Source organism: Rhizobium mongolense USDA 1844 (assembly GCF_000419765.1).
GTDB classification, from domain to species: Bacteria; Pseudomonadota; Alphaproteobacteria; order Rhizobiales; family Rhizobiaceae; genus Rhizobium; species Rhizobium mongolense.
Genome location: NZ_ATTQ01000002.1, coordinates 319,304 through 341,637, shown reverse-complemented (window position 1 = coordinate 341,637; position 22,334 = coordinate 319,304). Strand labels below are relative to the sequence as shown.

Below are 22,334 nucleotides of genomic sequence, written 5' to 3'. Positions count from 1 at the left end.
CCTGCAGTGCCGCCGCCTCATCCGACCCTTCGGGGCCGTCTCGGCGAGCAGGCAAGATTGCCGCATCCGCTCGGCGAGATAAATTCAAGAGACGCACAAGCAGCGCCGCCAGTCCCTTCTCCCCGGCGGGGAGAAGGTGCCGGCAGGCGGATGAAGGGGCTCGCGCCTGACTGCTACCCCGCCGAATAGGCCGCGATCGCCGCCATGTTGACGATGTCGGAGTCCTTGGCGCCCATCGAGGTGATCTGAACGGCTTTGTCGAGGCCGACAAGGATCGGGCCGATGACCGTCGAGCCACCGAGTTCCTGCAGCATCTTCGTCGAGATCGAAGCGGAGTGGAAAGCCGGCATGACCAGCACGTTGGCGGGAGCCGACAAGCGGCAGAACGGGTACTGCTCCATCACCTTTCGGTTCAGCGCCACGTCGGCTGCCATTTCGCCATCATACTCGAAATCGACACGGCGCTTGTCGAGGATCTTCACGGCTTCTCGCACGCGCTCGGAACGTTCGCCCGAAGGATGACCGAAGGTGGAATAGGCGAGCAGCGCAACGCGCGGCTGATAGCCCATGCGCCGCGCAAGGCCTGCCGCTTCTTCGGCGATATCGGCCAGCTCCACGGCGGTAGGCATATCGTGAACCGCGGTATCGGCGACAAAGACCGCACGGCCGCGGACAATCACCAGCGACACGCCGATGACACGGTGGCCCGGCTTCTCGTCGATGCAGCGCCGCACGTCCTCCAGCGCCGTCGAGTAGTTGCGCGTGATGCCGGTCACCATGCCATCTGCATCGCCAAGCGCCACCATCGTCGCGGCGAAATGATTACGATCGTTGTGAATCAGGCGCTGTGCATCGCGGTGCAGATAGCCTTTCCGCTGCAGCCGGGCATAGAGGTAGTCGGTGTAAGCCTCAATGCGGGTCGAGATGCGTGCATTGACGATTTCAAGGCCCGGCCGGTTGAGGTCGATCCCTGCCCGCTCCGCCGTCGCCCTGATCAGATCTTCGCGGCCGAGAAGGATTGCCGTGCCGAGCTGCTGGTTGGCGTAGGACATCGCCGCGCGCATGACCTGCTCTTCTTCAGCCTCGGCAAAAACCATCCGTTTCGGACGGCGGCGAACCCGCTCGTAGAGGCTCGCAAGCGTCGAAGCGATCGGATCACGTCTTGCCGACAGCTCGCGGCGATAGCCGTCCATGTCGGTGATCACCTTGCGGGCAACGCCAGTTTCGATCGCAGCCTGCGCCACGGCGGCCGGAATAGCCGAAATGAGGCGCGGATCGAAGGGCACCGGAATGATATATTGCGCACCAAAGCGCGGGCGGTTGCCCTGATAAGCGGCAACGACGTCATCGGGTACATCCTCGCGGGCCAGATTGGCAAGCGCCTTGACGGCGGCGATCTTCATGGCGTCGTTGATCGTGGTTGCCCGCACGTCGAGCGCGCCGCGGAAGATATAGGGAAAGCCGAGAACGTTATTCACCTGGTTCGGGTAGTCCGATCGCCCTGTCGCCATAATGGCATCATCGCGGATGCGCGCGACTTCCTCCGGCGTGATTTCCGGATCGGGGTTTGCCATCGCAAAGATGATCGGCCGGTCGGCCATCGAACGTATCATCTCCTCCGAAAAGGCACCCTTCTGCGATAGACCGAACACGACGTCCGCACCCTTCATCGCATCTGCCAGCGTGCGGGCCTTTGTCTTTACCGCGTGTGCCGACTTCCACTGGTTCATGCCCTCGGCGCGGCCCTGATAGATTACGCCCTTGGTGTCGACAAGGGTGATGTTTTCAGGCGCAAAACCCATCGACTTGATGAGCTCGACACAGGCGATTGCGGCAGCTCCTGCGCCGTTGCAGACGAGTTTCGTCGTCTTCAGGTCACGTCCCGTCAGCTCCAGGGCATTGATGAGGCCGGCCGTTGCAATAATCGCCGTGCCGTGCTGGTCGTCGTGAAAGACCGGAATATCCATCAGCTCGCGCAGACGCTGCTCGATGATGAAGCAGTCTGGCGCTTTGATGTCCTCCAGATTGATGCCGCCGAAAGACGGGCCAAGGAAACGCACACAGTTGATGAACTCGTCGACATTTTCCGTATCGACCTCGAGGTCGATGGAATCGACATCGGCAAAGCGCTTGAAAAGGACGGATTTGCCTTCCATCACCGGCTTGGATGCCAAGGCGCCGAGATTGCCGAGGCCCAAAATGGCTGTGCCGTTGGAAATGACGGCAACCATATTGCCGCGCGTTGTGTAGTCGTAGGCAGTGCCCGGATCGGCGGCGATCGCCTTTACCGGCACCGCGACGCCCGGCGAATAGGCCAGCGACAGATCGCGCTGCGTCGCCATCGGTTTCGTCGGGTTGATTTCCAGCTTCCCGGGCCGCCCCATGGCATGAAACTCGAGCGCTTCATTGTCGGTAACGGACGTCACCGGCTGCGGCTTCTTTTCGATATCGGGCATTCTTCCTCCAACGTCCTGTGGGTGACGCCTTGCTCTTCCTCAATGGCGGTTGTCATCTATAGCGGCGGGCGGCTAGGGTTGGCACCTGTTTTTTTGGAAAATTGCACCTCCGTGAACCAACGAATAGACGCCAGGAACGAAGCCTTTTCGGCTGCCGAGCTATCCACGCAGGAAAGCCGTGCCTCGGCCACGCCGATGATGGAGCAATTCATCGAGATCAAGGCGAACAACCCCGACTCGCTGCTCTTCTATCGAATGGGCGATTTCTACGAATTGTTCTTCGAAGACGCCCTGGAGGCCTCGCATGCGCTCGGCATTACGCTCACGAAGCGCGGTCAGCACATGGGGCAAGATATCCCGATGTGCGGCGTTCCCGTGCATGCCGCAGACGATTACCTGCAGAAGCTGATTGGACTGGGCTTCCGTGTCGCCGTCTGCGAACAGGTGGAAGACCCGGCGGAGGCGAGGAAGCGGGGCTCGAAGTCCGTCGTCAAACGCGACGTCATCCGCCTTGTCACGCCGGGAACCATCACCGAAGAAAAGCTGCTATCACCCTCTGAATCGAACTATCTGATGGCGCTCACCCGGATTCGAGGCGCGTCTGAACCGCTGATGGCGCTCGCCTGGATCGATATCTCTACCGGCGTCTTCCGGCTGGCCGAAACTGAGGCATCACGGCTGCTTGCCGACATCCTGCGCATCGATCCCCGCGAACTGATCCTGCCGGATACGATATTTCACGATCCCGAGCTGAAGCCGGTCTTCGACGTGCTCGGCCGCACTGCCGTGCCGCAGCCCTCCGTGCTTTTCGACAGTGCAACAGCAGAAAACCGCATCGCGCGCTATTTCGGCGTTTCGACGCTCGACGGCTTCGGCACTTTCTCCCGCGCCGAGCTTGCGGCAGCGGCGGCGGCCGTTGCCTATGTCGAGAAGACACAGATCGCCGAACGCCCGCCGCTTGGCAAACCGGAGCGCGAAAGCGGCGCCTCGACGCTCTTCATAGATCCCGCGACCCGCGCCAATCTGGAGCTTGCCCGCACGCTGTCCGGCGACCGCAACGGCTCCCTGCTGAAAGCAATCGACCGGACGGTCACCGGTGGAGGAGCCCGCCTTCTCGCAGAACGGCTGATGTCACCGCTGACCGATCCTGCCTGCATCAACGAGCGGCTGGATTCGATCGGCTTCCTGATCGGGGAGCCTAGGCTTTGCGGCGACCTGCGCGACGCGCTGAAGCACGTGCCGGACATGCCGCGCGCACTCTCCCGCCTTGCGCTCGACCGCGGCGGCCCGCGCGATCTCTGGGCGATACGGCAAGGACTTGGCGCTGCGTCCGGTCTTGCAAAGCTGCTCGGCGATGCGCTTTTGCCGGAAGAACTCAATGCGGCCCTTTCCGGGTTGCAGGCCTTGCCTCAAGCTCTTCAATCACTGCTTGCCGAAATGCTCGCCGACGAACTGCCGCTCTTGAAGCGCGACGGCGGCTTCCTGCGGGACGGTGCCAATGCCGATCTTGATGACGTGCGGGCGCTTCGCGATCAGTCGCGCCGGGTGATCGCCGGATTGCAGCTCCAATATGCCGACGAGACCGGCATCAAGTCTCTGAAGATCAAGCACAACAATATCCTCGGCTATTTCATCGAAGTGACGGCCGGCAATGCCGGGCCGATGACGGATGCGCCGGAGGCCAAAGCCCGCTTCATCCATCGCCAGACCATGGCAAATGCCATGCGCTTTACGACGACCGAGCTTGCCGACCTGGAAAGCCGGATCGCAAACGCGGCGGACCGCGCATTGCAGATCGAGCTCGAAGCCTTCGACCGGATGACGGCCGCCGTCGTCGCTGAAGCCGAGGCGATCAAGGCCGGCGCCCGCGCGCTTGCCATCATCGACGTTGCTGCCGGCCTGGCACTTTTGGCGGAGGAACAGGCCTATTGCCGCCCGCTCGTCGATGCCTCGAAAATGTTTACAATCGAAGGCGGCCGCCATCCGGTTGTCGAACAGGCGCTGCGGCGTCAGTCCTCCGGTCCTTTCGTTGCCAATAATTGCGATCTCTCGCCTGTCGCGGACGGCAAAGATGGGGCGATCTGGCTGCTGACCGGTCCGAATATGGGCGGTAAGTCGACATTCCTGCGCCAGAACGCATTGATCGCTATCCTGGCGCAGATGGGCTCCTTCGTGCCCGCGACCTCCGCCCACATCGGCATCGTCGACCGCCTCTTCTCCCGCGTCGGCGCCTCCGACGACCTGGCGCGGGGCCGCTCGACCTTCATGGTCGAGATGGTCGAGACAGCCGCGATCCTCAACCAGGCGACCGACCGCTCTCTCGTCATCCTCGATGAGATCGGCCGCGGTACTGCGACCTTCGACGGCCTGTCGATTGCGTGGGCGGCCGTGGAACATCTGCATGAGGCAAATCGATGCCGCGGTCTCTTCGCCACGCATTTCCACGAACTGACGGTGCTGTCGGAAAAACTTGCGCGGCTATCGAACGCCACCATGCGCGTCAAGGAATGGGACGGCGACGTCATTTTCCTGCATGAAGTGGGACCGGGTGCGGCGGACCGCTCGTATGGCATCCAGGTGGCAAGGCTCGCCGGCCTGCCAGCCTCTGTCGTCGCGCGCGCCCGCGACGTGCTGACGCGGTTGGAAGATGCCGACCGCAAGAACCCGGCAAGTCAACTGATCGACGATCTGCCACTGTTCCAAGTCGCCGTGCGGCGCGAGGATGCCAATCGTGGGCCGTCCAAGATCGAGGAAGCGTTGAAGGGAATGAGCCTCGACGACATGACGCCGCGCGAGGCGCTCGAGGCACTTTACGGTCTCAAGAAGCAGCTGAAGTAGGAAGCGGTCATGTTCATGCGCAGCCTTATCCGTGAAACACAACGCCTCGCCGATATGTTCACCGTGCTCGAAGCGCTGCGTAACGCCGACGAGCGCGACAATCCGCGCAGCTGGAACTCGCCGGTCAGCCTGCTCGAAATCACTCAATCCTGCGCCATCATCTGCGACCTTGCGACGGCCATTGCCAACGCGGGCTACCGCGAATGCGACAGGCCGACGCTGGAGGAGATTGCCAGCGAGGCGCGCAAGGTCCTTTATTCGGTGAATATGCAAGGCGCGGCTTGAAGCTGTTCCTCTTCGCCTGCGCAAGTGGAAGGCAATCACCTTTTCGCCAAAATTAAGGGTTCTTGCAGTATGAAGACCCGTGTCAAACGCGGGGTAAAGAGGCTATAGCGCATGCACACGAAACGAGACGCGGTCGCACCGCGCGAACAGGAAGCCGCTCCGCGCATGGCGACGATGAGTGACATCGATTTCTCGGAAATTCTCGACACGGCCCTGTTGCAAAGGCTCTGCGACGCCGTTGCCGAAGCCAACAAGACCCGGCCGGACGTCATGCGCTCCGATCTGCTTGCCATGCTCAAAAAAGCAAGCAGCGACGGCCGCCAAAAGGCCCGCGAGCTTCTCTCTGCCGATGGCAGCGGGCTTAGCTGCGCCCGGCGCATCTCCTGGCTGCAGGACCAGATCATTACGGTACTCTACGAGTTCGTCAGCGCACATATGTTCCCGCAGCAGAAGGACAAATTCGCCGTGACTGCGGTCGGCGGCTACGGCCGCGATACGCTGGCGCCGGGCTCCGATATCGACCTGCTCTTCCTCTTTCAGCCAAGACCGGCAGAGGAGACGCACAAGGCTGTCGAGTTCATGCTCTATGTCCTTTGGGATATGGGCTTCAAGGTCGGCCACGCGACAAGGACCATCGAGGAGTGCATGGCGCTCTCCAGGTCCGACATGACGATCCGCACAGCGATCCTCGAGATGCGCTACATCTGCGGCCTGAAATCACTTGCAACGGAGCTTGAGACCCGCTTCGACAAGGAGATCGTGACCGGCACGGGACCGGAATTTATTGCCGCCAAACTTGCCGAACGCGATGAACGCCACCGCAAGGCAGGCGACACACGCTACCTCGTCGAACCCAACGTCAAGGAGGGCAAGGGCGGGCTGCGCGATCTGCACACGCTCTTCTGGATCTCGAAATACTACTATCACGTCCGCGACACGGCGGAACTCGTAGCGCTCGGCGTACTCTCCAAGCACGAGTACCGCGTGTTCGAGAAGGCCGACGATTTCCTCTGGGCGGTGCGCTGTCACATGCACTTTCTGACAGGCAAGGCGGAGGAACGGCTTTCTTTCGACATTCAGCGAGAGATTGCCGAAGCGCTCGGATATCATTCGCGCCCCGGCCTTTCGGCCGTCGAGCGTTTCATGAAGCACTACTTCCTGGTGGCAAAGGACGTCGGCGACCTGACGCGCATCCTCTGCGCGGCTCTCGAAGACCAGCAGGCAAAATCGACGCCGGGGCTCACCGGTGTGATCAGCCGTTTTGCCCATCGCAGCCGCAAGATCGCCGGCAGCACGGAATTCATGGAGGATCGCGGCCGCATCGCGCTCGCCAGCCCGGACGTGTTCAAGCACGATCCCGTCAGCATCATCCGCCTCTTCCACGTTGCCGATATCAATGGCCTCGAGTTCCATCCCGATGCCCTGAAGCGGGTCACGCGATCGCTCAACCTCATCGACAACAACTTGCGCGAAAACGACGAGGCGAACCGCCTCTTCATGTCGATCCTCACCTCCAAGGGCGACCCGGCGCTCATTTTGCGCCGGATGAACGAAGCAGGCGTACTTGGCCGCTTCATTCCGGAATTCGGCAAGATCGTCGCGATGATGCAGTTCAACATGTACCACCACTATACAGTGGATGAGCATCTGATCCGTACCGTCGACGTGCTCTCGGAAATCGACAAGGGCAAGGCCGACGACCTGCATCCGCTCGCCAACAAGCTGATGCCGGGGATCGAAGACCGGGAGGCGCTTTATGTCGCAGTCCTTCTCCACGACATCGCCAAGGGCCGCCAGGAAGACCATTCCATCGCCGGCGCCCGCGTCGCCCGCAAGCTCTGCTCCCGCTTCGGCCTGTCGCAGAAGCAGACGGAACTCGTCGTCTGGCTGATCGAGGAGCATCTGACGATGTCCATGGTTGCCCAGACCCGCGATCTCACCGACCGCAAGACGATCACCGACTTCGCCGATCGCGTTCAATCCCTCGATCGCCTGAAGATGCTGCTGGTCCTGACGATCTGCGACATCCGCGCCGTCGGCCCCGGCGTCTGGAACGGCTGGAAGGGCCAGCTGCTGAGGACGCTCTATTACGAGACCGAACTGCTGCTTGCCGGCGGCTTTTCGGAGGTGTCGCGCAAGGAGCGCGCCAATTCCGCGGCCGAAGCGCTGTTCAACGCGCTTTCCGATTGGAGCCAGAAGGATCGCAAGACCTACAGCAAACTGCACTACCAGCCTTACCTGCTTTCCGTGCCGCTGGAAGATCAAGTCCGTCACGCCGATTTCATCCGCCAGGCGGACAAGAACGGCCAGGCGCTCGCGACAACCGTGCGAACGGACAGTTTCCACGCGATCACCGAAATCACCGTGCTCTCGCCCGACCACCCGCGCCTGCTCGCCGTTATTGCCGGCGCATGTGCTGCAGCAGGAGCCAACATCGTCGATGCACAGATCTTCACGACGTCGGACGGACGCGCGCTGGATACGATCCATGTCAGCCGCGAATTCCAGGATGATGCTGACGAGCTTCGCCGCGCCGGCACGATCGGTCGCATGATCGAAGACGTACTGTCGGGCCGCAAGCGGCTGCCAGAAGTCATCGCTACGCGTACGAAGAACCGCAAGAGGAGCAAGGCCTTCGTCATTCCGCCGTCGGTCAACATCACCAACAACCTATCGAACAAGTTCACTGTCATCGAAGTCGAATGCCTTGACCGCACCGGCCTGCTTTCGGAAATCACCGCGATGCTTTCTGATCTTTCGCTCGACATCCAGTCAGCCCGCATCACCACCTTTGGCGAAAAAGTCATAGACACCTTCTATGTCACAGACCTCGTTGGCCAGAAAATCTCCAGCGACACCAAGCGGGCCAATATCACCGCCCGGCTGAAGGCGGTGATGGCCGGCGAAGAAGACGAGCTTCGCGAGCGCATGCCGTCCGGCATCATCGCGCCCGCCGCCTCCGCGCGGACATCGCAGCCGGGCGAAAAGAAAGCCGGGCCCCCCGCATGAGCCTCGTCAAGAAATTCGCCACCGTCGGCGGCGCAACCCTCGGCAGCCGTATCTTCGGCTTTGCCCGCGAGACGCTGATGGCGGCGGCCCTCGGCACCGGCTCCATGGCTGACGTCTTCTACGCGGCCTTCCGCTTTCCCAACCTCTTCCGCCGGCTGTTTGCCGAAGGCGCCTTCAACGCAGCCTTCGTGCCGCTTTTCGCCAAGGAGATCGAAGCGAACGGCACGGAAGGAGCCAAGCGGTTTTCCGAAGAGGTTTTCGGAGTGCTTTTTTCGGTGCTGCTGCTCATCACCATCGTGATGGAACTTTGCATGCCGCTGCTCGTACGCTTCATCATCGCGCCGGGCTTTGCCGACGATCCGGATAAGTTCTCGATCACCATCCGCATGGCGGCAGTGATGTTCCCCTATCTCATGTGCATGTCGCTGACGGCGATGATGAGCGGCATGCTGAATTCACTGCACCACTTCTTCGCCGCAGCGGTCGCGCCCATTTTCCTCAACGTCGTGATGATCGGTGCGCTCCTCTACGCGCTTTATTCTGGCGCCGAGCCGCTCGCGACCGCCTGGTATCTCTCCTGGGGCGTGCTGGCTGCTGGTGTCCTGCAGCTCGCCGTCGTCTATGTCGGCGTCCTCCACGCAGGCATGAGCATTGGCTTTCGCTTCCCGCGAATGACGCCGAACGTCAAGCGGCTGCTGGTCCTCGCAGTCCCCGCCGCTGTCACAGGCGGCATCACACAGATCAACCAGCTGATCGGCCAGGCGATCGCCTCGTCCCGCGATGGAGCGATCGCCGCCCTGCAATATGCCGATCGCATCTACCAGCTGCCGCTCGGCGTCGTTGGCGTTGCCGTCGGTGTCGTATTGTTGCCGGAGCTTGCCCGTGCACTGAAGGGTGGCAATCTGCGCGAAGCCGGGAACCTGCAGAACCGCTCGATCGAATTCGTGCTGTTCCTGACGATCCCCGCCGCCTTCGCTCTTTGGGTCCTCGCTGACGAGATCATCCGCGTGCTTTACGAGCGTGGCGCCTTCGATCAGGAGAACACAGCGCTTGTCGGCTCGATCCTTGCGATCTACGGCATCGGCCTGCCGGCCTTCGTACTCATCAAGGCGCTGCAGCCGGGCTTTTACGCCCGCGAGGATACCAAGACGCCGATGCGCTTTTCAGCCGTTGCTGTCGGCGTCAACTGCGCCACGGCTCTGACGCTTTTTCCGTATCTTGGCGCACCGGGCATCGCAGTGGCTGAAGCAACCGCCGGCTGGATCAGCACGGTTCTGCTTTTCGCCACGCTGCTTCGCCGCGGCCATCTCGCCTGGGAATGGGCGCTCGCCCGCCGGGCTGCTCTGCTCGTCGTTTCGGCATCCGTAATGAGCGGCGTCATCGTCTACCTGCAGCATCGCTGGGAACCCTGGCTCGCGTCCAGTGCCCATCTGGCGACCAAGGTCGGTACGCTCGGCCTTTTGATCGCCATTTCGATGATCGTCTATTTTGCGACCGCCTTTTTGATCGGCGGCGCCGACCTCGGCATGATCCGGCGAAACCTCAACCGGAAGCCTGCGCCCAAAGCCGAGGGCTGAACCACAGCGTTGGTTATCAGCAATGGCGCCAGCGTCGCTTCGGGCCGATATCGACGTGGACGATGCCGTTGCAGTAGCGCCCGATACCGCCGATACCCGGCGCCGTCTGTGCTGCCGCGACGATCGTCCGTTCCGATAAGCCCGGCACGCGGATGTCGGCTGCGTTGCAATGGCGATGCTGAGAATGCGCACGTCCCGAATGCCGGAGACCGGACGTGACCATCGGTCTTCGGCCGGTCTTGGCGGCGATATGCGCGAGAATGGATCTGAGTTTCGGCGGGAAGCAGCCGACTTTGACGCTGACGGTCTGAACCGTATAGGGCTGTGACGTGGTGTGTTTAAGAAGTCTTACTGGGGGTTTTTTAGCGTTCTGTGCGCCTGCCTCGGCGTAACAGGACAAAGCGAACAAGCCAGCAAGAACGAGTGATAAAATCGTATGCATGACGTCCCCTCCAGGTGGAGCGCGGCGGGCCTCCCGCCGGGCTCGGATTGGCGCCGAGAACGTTCATTCAAAAAATGGCCAATTTGTGAAATTTTATACTTATGTGAAAAGTGAATCATCCTCATATTGCTGGATTCTATATAAAAGTTATAACTCAAATTGAGTATAAAATACTCTCTACCTTTCGATGAAAAACAATGCCTTGCAACAAACTCGTATTAGAAGGGCTGTGAAACTGAAGAACGGCATCCATAATGCGAATTAGCGGCCTTTCAACACTGGAGATTGGGGCAATAAAAAGATGCCAATCCTTTCACACGGCGCTTGCACCTGCCCCCACGACGCCGCGACAGATTAAGAATCCCGGAAACTGGAGGCTTGCAGATGTCCCAATCCCTCTTCCTGGTCACTCTCCTCGTCGACGACTATGATCGTGCAAAAGCCTTCTATTGCGGAGCGCTTGGCTTCGACTGCCTGCAGGACGAAGTGCAGCCGGAAGGCAAGCGCTGGGTGGTGGTCAAACCGAAGGGAGGGGATGGAGCGGCGTTCCTCCTTGCCAAAGCAGTCAACGAGACACAGAAAGCGGCGATCGGAAATCAAACCGGCGGCCGCGTCGGGTTCTTTTTGAAGACCGATGATTTTGCGCGAGATCATGCCGCCATGCTGGCCAGGGGCGTGCGCTTTTTGGAACAGCCCCGGCATGAGGTTTACGGCACCGTGGCCGTATTTTCCGATCCTTACGGCAATACTTTCGACCTGATCCGGCATGCCGCACCAACCGCCTCTTGATTGCAGCACGGAGCGCGTGCATAAGCCGCCGCGTTAGCAACATGGGCGATTTTGCCCTGCGGGCCCTCCACCAGCCTAATCGAGGACAACGTGACCGAATTCAAAGAGCTCGTATTTTCTGGCGTTCAGCCGACCGGCAATCTCCATCTCGGCAACTATCTCGGCGCGATCCGCAAGTTCGTGGCGCTGCAGGAAGGCAACGACTGCATCTATTGCGTCGTCGACCTGCACTCCCTCACGGCGCAGCTCGTGCACGATGACCTGCCGGGCCAGATCCGCTCAATTGCCGCAGCCTTCATCGCCTCAGGCATCGATCCGGAAAAGCATATCGTCTTCAACCAGTCGGCCGTGCCGCAGCATGCCGAGCTCGCCTGGATCTTCAATTGCGTCGCCCGCATCGGCTGGATGAACCGCATGACGCAGTTCAAGGACAAGGCCGGCAAGGACCGCGAAAATGCTTCCCTCGGCCTGCTTGCCTATCCGAGCCTGATGGCGGCCGACATCCTCGTCTATCGCGGCACGCATGTTCCGGTCGGTGACGACCAGAAACAGCATCTTGAACTCGCCCGCGATATCGCGATGAAGTTCAACCTTGATTATCAGGACCACATTCGCCGTGCCGGCCGCGGCATCGACATTACCGTCGGCGACGAGCCGGTGCACGCCTATTTTCCGATGGTCGAACCGTTGATCGAAGGCCCTGCTCCGCGCGTGATGTCGCTGCGCGACGGCACGAAGAAGATGTCGAAATCCGATCCGTCCGATCTCTCGCGCATCAATCTTTTGGACGACGAGGAAGCCATCTCGAAGAAGATCCGCAAGGCGAAGACCGATCCGGACGGCTTGCCGAGCGAGGTCGAGGGCCTGAAGGGCCGCCCGGAAGCCGACAATCTCGTTGGCATCTATGCGGCTCTTGCCGACAAGACGAAGATCGAGGTGCTTGCCGAATTCGGCGGCCAGCAGTTCTCCGTCTTCAAGCCGGCGCTGGTCGATCTCGCCGTTCAGGTACTCTCGCCGATCACCGGCGAAATGCGCCGTCTGATGGACGATACGAGCCATATCGACGCAATCCTCCGCCACGGCGGCGAGCGTGCCCGGGCGCGCGCCGAAGCGACCATGAAGGATGTCCGTGACATCATCGGCTTCCTCTACTAGGCACGCCGCTGACGGCGAGCTCCCGTGCGATGACGGGGGCTTGCAAAATTCCCGGTTAGGGTGTCAGAGTCCGCGCCATGGTATCAAAGCGACTCTCACGGCTCGAAGGGCATCGCCGCAAATTCATGGCGGTGATCGATGGCACACCCGAATGTCAGAGCGCTGTGCATTATGCCGGCCGGCGCGCCAAGAATTCCAATGGCGGGCTGGTGCTTGTCTACGTGATTCCCGAAGGCGATTTTCAGCAATGGCTGGGCGTTGAGGAGATCATGCGGGCCGAAGCCCGTGAGGAGGCCGAGGCCACCGTCGCCAAATCGGCACAGGTGGTTCGCGAAACGATCGGCATCGAGCCGGAAGTCGTTATCCGCGAGGGAAGTGCGGTCGAGGAAATCAATGCGGTGATCGAAGAAGACCGCGACATCGCGATCCTGGTGCTGGCCGCAAGCTCCGCCAAGGAAGGTCCGGGACCGCTGGTGTCGTCCGTTGTAGGAAAAGCCGCAGCTTTCCCGATCCCTGTCACCGTGCTGCCTGACACGCTGACGAACGAAGAACTGGATGCGCTGGCGTAAGGCCCGATGCAGAATGCGGCTATTTCTGGAGTCTCTGTCTCTTGATTAGCGCCGCCAATCGGCTTATTTTCTTTTGAAGAATTCTAAAGACGGCCTGAGCGACGAGCTGGCCCGCATGGAGAGCGAAATGTTCATTCAGACCGAAGCCACACCGAATCCGGCCACACAGAAGTTCCTGCCGGGCAAGGTGGTGATGGAGACCGGCACCGCCGAGTTCCGCAGCGCCGAGGAAGCCCAGGCTTCGCCGCTTGCTGCGCGTCTTTTTGAAATCCCGGGCGTAACCGGTGTCTATTTCGGCTATGACTTCATTTCCGTTTCCAAGGAGAACCAGGAGTGGCAGCACCTGAAGCCCGCCATCCTTGGCTCCATCATGGAACACTTCATGTCCGGAAAGCCGGTCATGGGTGATGCCTCCGTGCTTTCGGAAGAGCTCGATGCCGGCGGTGAATTCTTCGATGAGGCCGACGAAACCATCGTGCTCACCATCAAGGAGCTACTTGAAACCCGCGTTCGCCCGGCGGTTGCCCAGGATGGCGGCGACATCACGTTCCGCGGCTTCAAGGATGGCAAGGTCTACCTTAACATGAAGGGCTCCTGCTCCGGCTGCCCCTCGTCCACGGCAACACTGAAGCATGGCGTCCAGAACCTGCTTCGTCACTTCGTTCCCGAAGTGCAGGAAGTCATCGCCGCCTGACGATTTGTCCAAAATTCGGCCGGCTCAGCATTGCACCGGCTGAATTTGTGGTAGGCTTTTATTCGGAAATTGATGGCATGATTGTTCTGGCGCTCGACACGGCTGGTGTAGATTGCGCTGCCGCTCTCTACGACAGCGGCAGGGATACGGTGCTGGGGGAGGCATCCGACCTGATCGGTAAGGGCCATGCAGAGCATTTGATGGGAATTGTCGACCGCGTGCTCAATCAGGCGGATATGAAACTCGCAATGGTCGAACGCATTGCCGTCACGATCGGTCCTGGCTCCTTTACCGGCATCCGCGTCGGTGTCGCCGCAGCTCGTGGCTTCGGCCTTGCGCTCAACATCCCCACTGTCGGCATCACGACGCTGGAGACTATGGCCGCCGCCCAGCGCGAAAAGACACCCGGCCGCCCCGTTCTTGCCGCCATGGACGCCAAGCGCGGTGAAATCTATCTCCAGAGTTTTTCCGCCGACGGCCCGGCGCTCGATGAACCTCGCGCAGTGACGATCGAGGCGGCGAAAACTATTGCGACGGCCTTTGCCGGCGAGATCACGGGCTCCGCCACGCCGCTGCTGAAGCCGAACGCGACGGGCGAACACGCCAATATGTTTCCAATTTCCATCGTGGCACGCCTTGGTGCAGCCGCCGATCCCGGTTCAGGAAAGCCGAAGCCTCTTTATCTGCGCGGACCCGACGCCAAACCGCAGGCCGGGTTCGCGATCGCGCGAGTGTGACCATGCTGGAATCCTATCTCACTCTGAAGCCCGAATTCGAGATCATCGCAATGGGCAGCGACGATTGCCGCGCGGTCGCTGCGCTGCATGGCGAACGCTTTGCCCGCCCCTGGGGTGACGGCGAATTCCACAGCCTGCTCAGCCAGGACAATGTCTTCGGCTTCGTGGCGCACCAGACCAACGCTTTCTTGAAAAAACCGCTGCCGGGCTTCGTGCTTGCGCGCCAGGTCGCAGGCGAAGCGGAAATCCTGTCGATCGCCGTACAGGCGAAGGTTGCCCGTGCCGGCCTCGGCTGGCGGCTGATGCAGGCTGCAATGCGTGAAGCCAAGCTGCGCGGGGGTGAGAGCATGTTCCTGGAAGTCGACGACGGCAATGCCGCCGCCCTCGGCCTCTACCACAAGCTCGGCTTCGAGAAAATCGGCGAGCGCCGCGGATACTACAAGGATGCGAACGGCGCCGTTTCCACGGCGCTTGTCATGAAGCGCGTTCTTCGCTAGTTCCGTTGAGAATTGGAATCTGGAATGAAGGCCGCCAATGACCGACGCAGCCAAGACCCTTGAGGAGCTTTGCACCGAGCGCGGCATGCGAATGACCGAACAGCGCCGCGTGATCGCCCGCATCCTGGAAGAGTCGGCAGATCACCCGGATGTCGAGGAACTTTATCGCCGTTCCGCGAAGGTCGACGCGAAGATTTCGATTTCCACCGTCTATCGGACCGTCAAGCTTTTTGAGGATGCCGGCATCATCGCCCGCCATGATTTCCGCGACGGCCGTTCGCGCTATGAAACGGTGCCGGAAGAACATCACGACCACCTGATAGACCTGAAGAACGGCGTGGTCATCGAATTCCGCTCGCCGGAGATTGAAGCGCTGCAGGAGCGCATTGCCCGTGAGCATGGCTTCCAGCTTGTCGATCATCGGCTGGAGCTTTACGGCATTCCACTGAAGAAAGACGAACGCTGAGCCGATGACCGCAGCCGCAAGGAGTTCGCGTTGATCGTCTGGCTGCGCATTGCCTACGCCACGGTCGTCGTCGCTGCCGCCAGCATGCTGCTGGTGCCCCTCCAGCTTCTCGGCCTCCATTTCGAATGGAAGCTTCGTCGCATTCTTCCGCGCCTATGGCACCGCGCAGCCTGCCACGCCCTCGGCATTCGCGTGAAGGTCCACGGCAAGCTTGAGGGGCGCCGCCCGCTGATGCTATGCGTTAATCATGCATCGTGGATGGATATCATGGTCATGTCCTCGGTCGCCGATGTCGCTTTCATCGCCAAGATAGAAGTGCGCGACTGGCCCATCTTCGGCCTGCTTGCCCGGCTGCAGAAAAGCGTCTTCATCGTCCGCGAAGAGAAGCGAAAGACTGGCAATCAGGCAAGCGAGATCGCATCCCGCATGGCGGACGGCGAGATCATCGTGCTCTTTCCCGAAGGCACGACCTCGGACGGCAATCGCCTTTTGGAAGTCAAATCCTCGCTCTTCGGAGCGGCCGCCATGGCTGTGCCGCACTCGCCGAACGGTTCCGTCTTCGTCCAGCCGGTTGCGATTGCCTATACAAAGGCGCACGGCGTTGCAATGGGCCGCTATCACCGCCCGCTGGCCGGCTGGCCAGGCGACGTGGAACTCGTGCCGCACCTGATTGACGTCGTGAAATGCGCAGCGCTCGATGCCGAAGTCTCCTTCGGCGAGGCGGTCGAATACCGTTCCGATTCGAACCGGAAGGATGTCAGCGCCACCATTGCACGGCGTATCCGTACAATGCTCAACAGCCGCCTGCGCGGCCGCGAAATCTCTTGAGGGAAGATTTCGATTTTCTAGCGGGCAAAAAACCACTAAATAGCCCGCCATGACCCAAGACAGCGCCCTTCTTTCGGCCCCGGAGACCGTCCCCAGCGAGGACCTTCGCGATGGCAGCAACAGCCGCAAGGTTTTCATCAAGACCTATGGCTGTCAGATGAACGTCTACGACTCGACGCGCATGAGCGATGCACTCGCCCGCGACGGTTACGAGCTGACGGAGAACATGGATGAGGCTGATCTCGTTCTCTTGAATACCTGTCATATCCGTGAAAAGGCGGCCGAAAAGGTTTATTCGGCGCTCGGTCGTTTGCGCGAGATGAAAAAGAAGAAAGCCGCCGACGGGCGCGAGATGATGATCGGCGTGACCGGCTGCGTTGCCCAGGCAGAAGGCGAAGAAATCCTCCGCCGGGCGCCTGCCGTCGATGTCGTCATCGGCCCGCAGACCTATCACCGCCTGCCGGACGCGCTGCGGCGCGCCAAGCAGGGCCATCGCGTCGTCGATACGGAATATGCACTGGAAGATAAATTCGAGCATCTGCCGATTGCCGAAAGCAAGAAGATCCGCTCGCGCGGCGTGACCTCGTTCCTGACGGTGCAGGAAGGCTGCGACAAGTTCTGTACCTTCTGCGTCGTACCTTACACGCGCGGTTCGGAGATCTCCCGGCCGGTCAGCCAGATTGTCGAGGAGGCGCAAAAACTCGTCGAAGGCGGAGTGCGCGAGATCACATTGCTCGGCCAGAACGTCAACGCGTGGCACGGCGCCGGGGTCAACGGCGAAGAATGGAGCCTTGGCGATCTACTCTATCGCCTCGCTGAAATTCCCGGGCTTGCGCGGCTTCGCTACACCACCAGCCATCCGCGCGACATGGACGACCGCCTGATCGAGGCGCATCGTGACCTGCGGGCGCTGATGCCCTACTTGCACCTGCCGGTGCAGGCGGGCTCGGACCGCATCCTGAAAGCCATGAACCGGCGCCATACGGCAGCCGAATACATGGCGCTGATCGCGCGCATCCGTGCAGCGCGCCCCGATATTGCGCTTTCGGGCGATTTCATCGTTGGTTTTCCTGGGGAGACAGACAAGGATTTTGAAGCTACACTGCGTCTGGTGGAGGAGGTTGGCTATGCGCAGGCTTTCTCCTTCAAATATTCGACGCGGCCGGGTACGCCCGGGGCGGAACTGAAGGACCAGGTGCCGGAAGAGATCAAGGCAGAACGGCTCGAGCGCCTGCAAGCGCTTCTCCTCAAGCAGACGCAGGGTTTCAACGAATCCTGCATCGGCAAGGAGATCGATTTGTTGCTTGAAAAGCCCGGCCGCATGCCAGGACAGCTTATCGGCCGTTCTCCCTGGCTTCAGTCGGTGAATGTTGATGCAAAAGCATCGCAAATCGGTGACATTATCAAAGTGCGAATCACCGGAACCGGAACGAACAGCCTGTTTGCCGAGTTTGCAGAGGCTGAGGTTTAACCTAGGGAGCTCGACCGCTTGAACGGACAAGAATTGGTTTCTTCTTCACCGCGCCACCCACGCATTGCGAGCGACGCCAATCACTTCGTCCTGACGTTCGAGAACAACCGGTTCGCCAGCGAGCTATTTGGCCAATTCGATCAGAACCTGAAGCTTCTCGAAGAGCGGCTGCATATCGATGCGCGTGCGCGCGGCAATTCCGTCGTTATCACCGGTGACGTCGTCGCCACCAACCAGGCCCGGCGCACGCTGGACTACCTCTATGAAAAGCTCCAGAAAGGCGGCAGCGTGGAACGATCCGACGTGGAAGGCGCTATCCGCATGGCGGTTGCCGCCGACGATCAGTTGAGCCTGCCGACCATGGAGAAAAAAGCCAAGCTGACCATGGCGCAGATTTCGACACGCAAGAAGACCATCGTTGCGCGCACGCCGACGCAGGATGCCTATATACGCGCGATGGAGCGCGCAGAACTTGTCTTCGGCGTCGGCCCGGCCGGCACGGGCAAGACCTATCTCGCCGTCGCGCACGCGGCCCAGATGCTGGAACGCGGCGCCGTCGAGAAGATCATCCTTTCGCGGCCAGCCGTCGAAGCCGGCGAGCGCCTTGGCTTCCTGCCGGGCGACATGAAGGAAAAGGTCGATCCTTATCTCCGGCCGCTCTATGATGCGCTCTACGACATGATCCCCGGAGACAAGGTTGAGCGCGCGATCACGGCCGGCGTCATTGAGATCGCGCCGCTCGCCTTCATGCGCGGACGCACCCTCTCGAACGCGGCCATCATCCTTGACGAAGCACAGAATACGACATCGATGCAGATGAAGATGTTCCTGACGCGTCTCGGCGAGAATTCGCGCATGATCATCACGGGCGACCCGAGCCAGATCGATTTGCCGCGCGGCGTGAAGTCCGGACTTGTCGAAGCACTGCATCTGCTCGACGGCGTGGAAGGAATCTCGACGATCCGCTTCAAGGATGTCGACGTCGTGCGCCATCCGCTGGTCGGACGGATCGTAAGGGCCTATGACGCCACCTATACGACGCGGCCGGAAGACGCCGGACCGCAGGTCTGATGGCCGAAATCGATATCCAGGTCAGCATCGAGGAGGGCGACTGGCCCTTCGAGAATGAACTTCAGGCCTTGGCCGAACGCGTGCTGGAAGCGGCAGCGAAGGTTCTCGAAAAAGATGAGCGGCAGAGGTTTCCCAAGACGGCGACGGAGCTTTCGCTTGTCTTCACGGATGACGAGGCCATCCGCGCCATCAACGCTAAATGGCGCAAGAAAGACAAGGCAACCAATGTCCTTTCCTTCCCTGCCTTTCCGATAGCGCCGGGACAGATGCCAGGTCCGATGCTTGGTGATATCATCATCGCCAGGGAGACCGTCGAACGGGAAGCGCGAGAGCTCGAAAAATCGTTCGAGGACCATCTGTCGCATCTGATGGTGCATGGTTTCTTGCATCTCTTCGGCTACGACCATATGAATAACGACGAAGCCGAAATTATGGAGGGGTTGGAGACTCGCATTTTGGCAGTACTCGGCCTATCTGACCCATACGAGGGTCAAGACCTTAAAATGGAACCATGAGCGACTTTACAACGAAACCGGCGGCGGAAACCAAGGACGCCGATCAATCCTCCTCCTCAGATGAGGCGGGCAGTAGTAGCAGGCATTCAGGACGATCATTCTGGGCGCGTGCCGCCCGCATTCTCCGGCCCCAGCAAGGTTCGCGCATCCGCGAAGATCTCGCCGACGCGCTTATGACGAACGATACTGGCGACGATGCCTTTTCGCCCGACGAGCGGGCGATGCTCCACAACATCCTGCGTTTCCGCGAAGTGCGTGTCGCCGACGTCATGGTCCCGCGCGCCGACATCGAGGCGGTCGACCAGAATATCACCATCGGCGAATTGATGATCCTGTTCGAGGAATCCGGACGCTCGCGCATGCCCGTATATGCCGATACGCTCGACGATCCGCGCGGCATGGTGCACATCCGCGACCTGCTTTCCTATGTCGCAAAGCAGGCACGCAACAAGCGCCGGGCAGGTTCCAAGACTGCCAAGCCGCTCGTCGAGATCGCTACAGAGAACATTCAAAAGCCGGTGCGCTCCGCAAAGCCGAATTTCGACCTCGCCCGCGTCGACCTGCAAAAGACGCTCGCCGAGGCCGGCATCATTCGTAAGATCCTCTTCGTGCCGCCGTCGATGCTGGCATCCGATCTGCTTCGCCGAATGCAGGTGAACCGCACGCAGATGGCGCTCGTCATCGATGAATATGGCGGTACCGACGGCCTCGCTTCACACGAGGACATCGTCGAGATGGTCGTCGGCGACATCGACGACGAGCATGACGACGAAGAAGTCATGTTCAAGCGCATTTCCGAAGACGTGTTTGTGGCCGATGCCCGCGTCGAACTGGAAGAGATTGCAGAGGCGATCGGCCCGGATTTCGACATCAGCGAGCAGGTGGACGAGGTCGATACGCTAGGCGGTCTCATCTTCTCCGCCCTCGGCCGCATTCCGGTTCGCGGAGAAGTGGTCCAGGCGCTGCCGGATTTCGAATTTCACATTCTCGAGGCCGATCCGCGCCGCATCAAGCGCGTGCGCATCACCCGCAAGCGTCAGGCCATCCGCCGCCGTGTCAAGGCGGATGGCGACAGTACGACCGGTGCTGAGGCAACAGACGACCGGACTGCCGAATCCACGTCGAACTGATTTTCGCATGGCACGACAAAGCGCCGCTTTTTTGAAAGACTGCGGACCGGGTTGATTCGCGGCTTGATTGGAGTGCGCATGGAGCGGCTTGCGGACAGGGTCATCCTGGCCTGGGGTTTCAAACGAGCATTGCTGGCTGTCCTGGCCGGTGCATTTGCCGTTCTGGCACTTCCGCCGATCGGCTTTTTTGCGGCGATGTTCCTCTCATTCACGCTCCTCGTCTGGCTGATCGATGGCGCAGCCGCCTCCCCCGAGGCAAGCGTCCTCGGCCGGCTGTGGCCTTCCTTCGCGATCGGGTGGTTCTTCGGCTTCGGCTATTTCGTCGCAGGCCTCTGGTGGCTTGGCCATGCGCTGATGATCGACTCGGAAGAATTTGCCTGGGCGCTGCCGCTCGCAATCCTCGGCCTGCCGGCAGTGCTGTCGATCTATTATGGCCTTGCGGCGGCTGTCGCCCGCATCTTCTGGTCGGACGGGATGGGCCGCATTGCAGCACTTGCCGCAAGCTTCGGCCTCTTCGAGTGGTTGCGCGGCGTCAGCTTCACGGGTTTTCCATGGAATGCGGTCGGCTACGGCATCATGCCGATGCCGCTGATGATGCAGTCCGCACACGTCGTCGGCACCACGGGCGTGACGGCGCTTGCCGTCTTCGTCTTCGCCGCGCCCGCTCTTCTTGGGACACGGCAGGGTGCGACGGCGGGTGTGGGGCTGGCCGCGCTGCTTTTTGCAGCTCATGTCGGCTACGGCGGTTATGTGCTTTATCTCGCGCCGGAAGCGCCCACGCTGCCGCAGGAGAAACGGCCAGTGGTCCGGCTCGTGCAGCCGATGATCGATCAGGCGGCCAAGCTCGACAGCAACGCCGACCGCTCGGCCATCTTCGAGATGCATTTGAAGCTCTCCGCCGAAGCGCCGCAAGACGGCGGAAAGAAGCCGGACATCATCGTCTGGCCGGAGACCTCGATCCCTTTCATCCTCACCGACAACCAGGATGCTCTTACCCGGATCGCCGATACCCTGGACGACAATCAGATTCTGATTGCAGGCGCCGTGCGCGCCGAAGAGATGGGGCCGGGAAACCCGGTGCGCTATTACAATTCGATCTACGCGTTCGATGGACGCGGCCAGATCGTCGCGGCTTCCGACAAGGTGCATCTCGTTCCATTCGGCGAATATGTGCCGTTCGAGAATATCCTCGACGATTTCGGCATCCGCAATATCGTCGAAATGCCGGGCGGCTTCTCTGCCGCGGCAACGCGCCATCTCCTGGAACTGCCGACGGGGCTGAAGCTCTATCCTCTGGTCTGTTACGAGATCATCTTCGCCGACGAGATGACCGGCGACATCGCCGATGCCGGCGCGATCTTGAACATCACGAACGACGCGTGGTTCGGCAATACGCCCGGTCCTTACCAGCACTTCCAGCAAGCGCGGGTGCGCGCCGTGGAGACCGGTTTGCCGCTGATTCGTGACGCCAACAACGGCATCTCGGCGATCGTGAATGCGCGCGGGCAGATTGTTGCAGGGCTCAGCCTCAATGAGAGAGGGTTCATGGACGCAACCCTTGAGGGATTCGGCAGCGCTTCCGGGAACTTGTTTTCACAGCAAGCTTACTTCTGGTTGACTGAAACGTTGTTGATTTTGATTGCGTCGATTTCCCGCTTTGGTTTTATTTTCAAGCCGAATTGACCGAAAACCCCTAAAATTGCATAGTGGTGGCGATCGGCGTTGTTAACGTATGCTTGATGATGGGGTTTGCGCCGCTTACAACGTGGCGTTACGGATGGGTCTGGGCACTGCCGGTTTAACCA

At 60.6% G+C, this 22,334-nt stretch carries 19 protein-coding genes; 17 read left to right on the top strand and 2 right to left on the bottom strand.

Going from position 1 to position 22,334, the window contains the following annotated elements; translation table 11 throughout:
• Positions 1-173: 173 nt before the first annotated feature.
• A complete protein-coding gene (locus A3C3_RS0104815; RefSeq protein ID WP_022713486.1) occupies positions 174-2,456 on the bottom strand; it encodes an NADP-dependent malic enzyme in 2,283 nt (760 codons plus the stop codon).
• Positions 2,457-2,567: 111 nt separating this feature from the next.
• Between A3C3_RS0104815 and mutS the strand changes: the two genes are divergently transcribed.
• The 4 genes from mutS (at position 2,568) to murJ (ending at position 10,165) form a co-directional block, all read left to right on the top strand.
• Complete coding sequence (gene mutS, locus A3C3_RS0104810; protein ID WP_022713485.1) at positions 2,568-5,294, top strand: DNA mismatch repair protein MutS; 2,727 nt, start codon at positions 2,568-2,570, stop codon at positions 5,292-5,294.
• A 9-nt stretch (positions 5,295-5,303) separates the two neighbouring features.
• Positions 5,304-5,579: a hypothetical protein gene (locus tag A3C3_RS0104805; protein ID WP_022713484.1), complete on the top strand. Its 276-nt coding sequence runs from the start codon at positions 5,304-5,306 to the stop codon at positions 5,577-5,579.
• A gap of 111 nt (positions 5,580-5,690) precedes the next feature.
• Entirely contained in the window at positions 5,691-8,588 is a 2,898-nt protein-coding gene (locus tag A3C3_RS0104800; RefSeq protein ID WP_022713483.1) for a [protein-PII] uridylyltransferase, read from the top strand.
• Complete coding sequence (gene murJ / locus A3C3_RS0104795) at positions 8,585-10,165, top strand: murein biosynthesis integral membrane protein MurJ (RefSeq protein WP_022713482.1); 1,581 nt, start codon at positions 8,585-8,587, stop codon at positions 10,163-10,165. Before A3C3_RS0104800 ends, murJ begins: the two co-directional genes overlap by 4 nt.
• A 16-nt stretch (positions 10,166-10,181) precedes the next feature.
• Here murJ and A3C3_RS0104790 read toward each other — a convergent pair whose 3' ends face one another.
• A complete protein-coding gene (locus tag A3C3_RS0104790) occupies positions 10,182-10,607 on the bottom strand; it encodes a YcbK family protein (RefSeq protein WP_022713481.1) in 426 nt (141 codons plus the stop codon).
• Between the two features lie 384 nt (positions 10,608-10,991).
• On the opposite strand from A3C3_RS0104790, the gene A3C3_RS0104785 reads away from it, so the two are divergent.
• The 13 genes from A3C3_RS0104785 to lnt all read left to right on the top strand — a co-directional run bounded on the left by A3C3_RS0104785 (position 10,992) and on the right by lnt (position 22,212).
• A complete protein-coding gene (locus A3C3_RS0104785) occupies positions 10,992-11,396 on the top strand; it encodes a VOC family protein (RefSeq protein ID WP_022713480.1) in 405 nt (134 codons plus the stop codon).
• A 90-nt stretch (positions 11,397-11,486) separates the two neighbouring features.
• Entirely contained in the window at positions 11,487-12,551 is a 1,065-nt protein-coding gene (trpS, locus tag A3C3_RS0104780) for a tryptophan--tRNA ligase (RefSeq protein WP_022713479.1), read from the top strand.
• Between the two features lie 77 nt (positions 12,552-12,628).
• A complete protein-coding gene (locus A3C3_RS0104775; protein WP_022713478.1) occupies positions 12,629-13,120 on the top strand; it encodes a universal stress protein in 492 nt (163 codons plus the stop codon).
• 127 nt (positions 13,121-13,247) lie between these two features.
• On the top strand, positions 13,248-13,814 hold the full coding sequence (locus A3C3_RS0104770) for a NifU family protein (RefSeq protein WP_022713477.1): 567 nt from the start codon (positions 13,248-13,250) through the stop codon (positions 13,812-13,814).
• A gap of 77 nt (positions 13,815-13,891) precedes the next feature.
• Entirely contained in the window at positions 13,892-14,551 is a 660-nt protein-coding gene (gene tsaB, locus A3C3_RS0104765; RefSeq protein ID WP_022713476.1) for a tRNA (adenosine(37)-N6)-threonylcarbamoyltransferase complex dimerization subunit type 1 TsaB, read from the top strand.
• Between the two features lie 2 nt (positions 14,552-14,553).
• Positions 14,554-15,048, top strand: coding sequence for a GNAT family N-acetyltransferase (locus tag A3C3_RS0104760; protein WP_028739411.1), 495 nt, complete (start codon positions 14,554-14,556; stop codon positions 15,046-15,048).
• Between the two features lie 37 nt (positions 15,049-15,085).
• Positions 15,086-15,514: a Fur family transcriptional regulator gene (locus A3C3_RS0104755; protein ID WP_022713474.1), complete on the top strand. Its 429-nt coding sequence runs from the start codon at positions 15,086-15,088 to the stop codon at positions 15,512-15,514.
• A 30-nt stretch (positions 15,515-15,544) separates the two neighbouring features.
• Positions 15,545-16,342 (top strand): lyso-ornithine lipid O-acyltransferase, encoded by a 798-nt coding sequence (gene olsA, locus A3C3_RS0104750; protein WP_022713473.1) that lies wholly within the window; start codon positions 15,545-15,547, stop codon positions 16,340-16,342.
• A gap of 49 nt (positions 16,343-16,391) precedes the next feature.
• Positions 16,392-17,813, top strand: a complete 1,422-nt coding sequence (gene miaB, locus A3C3_RS0104745; protein WP_022713472.1) for a tRNA (N6-isopentenyl adenosine(37)-C2)-methylthiotransferase MiaB — start codon at positions 16,392-16,394, stop codon at positions 17,811-17,813.
• Between the two features lie 18 nt (positions 17,814-17,831).
• A complete protein-coding gene (locus A3C3_RS0104740; protein ID WP_022713471.1) occupies positions 17,832-18,884 on the top strand; it encodes a PhoH family protein in 1,053 nt (350 codons plus the stop codon).
• Positions 18,884-19,399, top strand: coding sequence for an rRNA maturation RNase YbeY (ybeY, locus tag A3C3_RS0104735; RefSeq protein WP_022713470.1), 516 nt, complete (start codon positions 18,884-18,886; stop codon positions 19,397-19,399). The genes A3C3_RS0104740 and ybeY overlap by 1 nt, the downstream gene beginning before the upstream one ends.
• The gene (locus A3C3_RS0104730; RefSeq protein WP_022713469.1) at positions 19,396-20,529 is read left to right on the top strand and encodes a hemolysin family protein; all 1,134 of its coding nucleotides are present in this window, start codon (positions 19,396-19,398) and stop codon (positions 20,527-20,529) included. Before ybeY ends, A3C3_RS0104730 begins: the two co-directional genes overlap by 4 nt.
• A gap of 78 nt (positions 20,530-20,607) precedes the next feature.
• Positions 20,608-22,212, top strand: coding sequence for an apolipoprotein N-acyltransferase (gene lnt / locus A3C3_RS0104725; RefSeq protein WP_028739410.1), 1,605 nt, complete (start codon positions 20,608-20,610; stop codon positions 22,210-22,212).
• Positions 22,213-22,334: the final 122 nt, after the last annotated feature.

What these genes read in the sequence shown, in the direction of transcription:
- A3C3_RS0104790 (WP_022713481.1), bottom strand. Translation starts at nt 10,607, where the DNA reads ATGCATACGATTTTATCACTCGTTCTTGCTGGCTTGTTCGCTTTGTCC.
- A3C3_RS0104815 (WP_022713486.1), bottom strand. Translation starts at nt 2,456, where the DNA reads ATGCCCGATATCGAAAAGAAGCCGCAGCCGGTGACGTCCGTTACCGAC.
- A3C3_RS0104770 (WP_022713477.1), top strand. Translation starts at nt 13,248, where the DNA reads ATGTTCATTCAGACCGAAGCCACACCGAATCCGGCCACACAGAAGTTC.
- A3C3_RS0104775 (WP_022713478.1), top strand. Translation starts at nt 12,629, where the DNA reads ATGGTATCAAAGCGACTCTCACGGCTCGAAGGGCATCGCCGCAAATTC.
- murJ (WP_022713482.1), top strand. Translation starts at nt 8,585, where the DNA reads ATGAGCCTCGTCAAGAAATTCGCCACCGTCGGCGGCGCAACCCTCGGC.
- A3C3_RS0104755 (WP_022713474.1), top strand. Translation starts at nt 15,086, where the DNA reads ATGACCGACGCAGCCAAGACCCTTGAGGAGCTTTGCACCGAGCGCGGC.
- miaB (WP_022713472.1), top strand. Translation starts at nt 16,392, where the DNA reads ATGACCCAAGACAGCGCCCTTCTTTCGGCCCCGGAGACCGTCCCCAGC.
- lnt (WP_028739410.1), top strand. Translation starts at nt 20,608, where the DNA reads ATGGAGCGGCTTGCGGACAGGGTCATCCTGGCCTGGGGTTTCAAACGA.
- A3C3_RS0104785 (WP_022713480.1), top strand. Translation starts at nt 10,992, where the DNA reads ATGTCCCAATCCCTCTTCCTGGTCACTCTCCTCGTCGACGACTATGAT.
- A3C3_RS0104760 (WP_028739411.1), top strand. Translation starts at nt 14,554, where the DNA reads ATGCTGGAATCCTATCTCACTCTGAAGCCCGAATTCGAGATCATCGCA.
- A3C3_RS0104730 (WP_022713469.1), top strand. Translation starts at nt 19,396, where the DNA reads ATGAGCGACTTTACAACGAAACCGGCGGCGGAAACCAAGGACGCCGAT.
- ybeY (WP_022713470.1), top strand. Translation starts at nt 18,884, where the DNA reads ATGGCCGAAATCGATATCCAGGTCAGCATCGAGGAGGGCGACTGGCCC.
- A3C3_RS0104800 (WP_022713483.1), top strand. Translation starts at nt 5,691, where the DNA reads ATGCACACGAAACGAGACGCGGTCGCACCGCGCGAACAGGAAGCCGCT.
- A3C3_RS0104805 (WP_022713484.1), top strand. Translation starts at nt 5,304, where the DNA reads ATGTTCATGCGCAGCCTTATCCGTGAAACACAACGCCTCGCCGATATG.
- tsaB (WP_022713476.1), top strand. Translation starts at nt 13,892, where the DNA reads ATGATTGTTCTGGCGCTCGACACGGCTGGTGTAGATTGCGCTGCCGCT.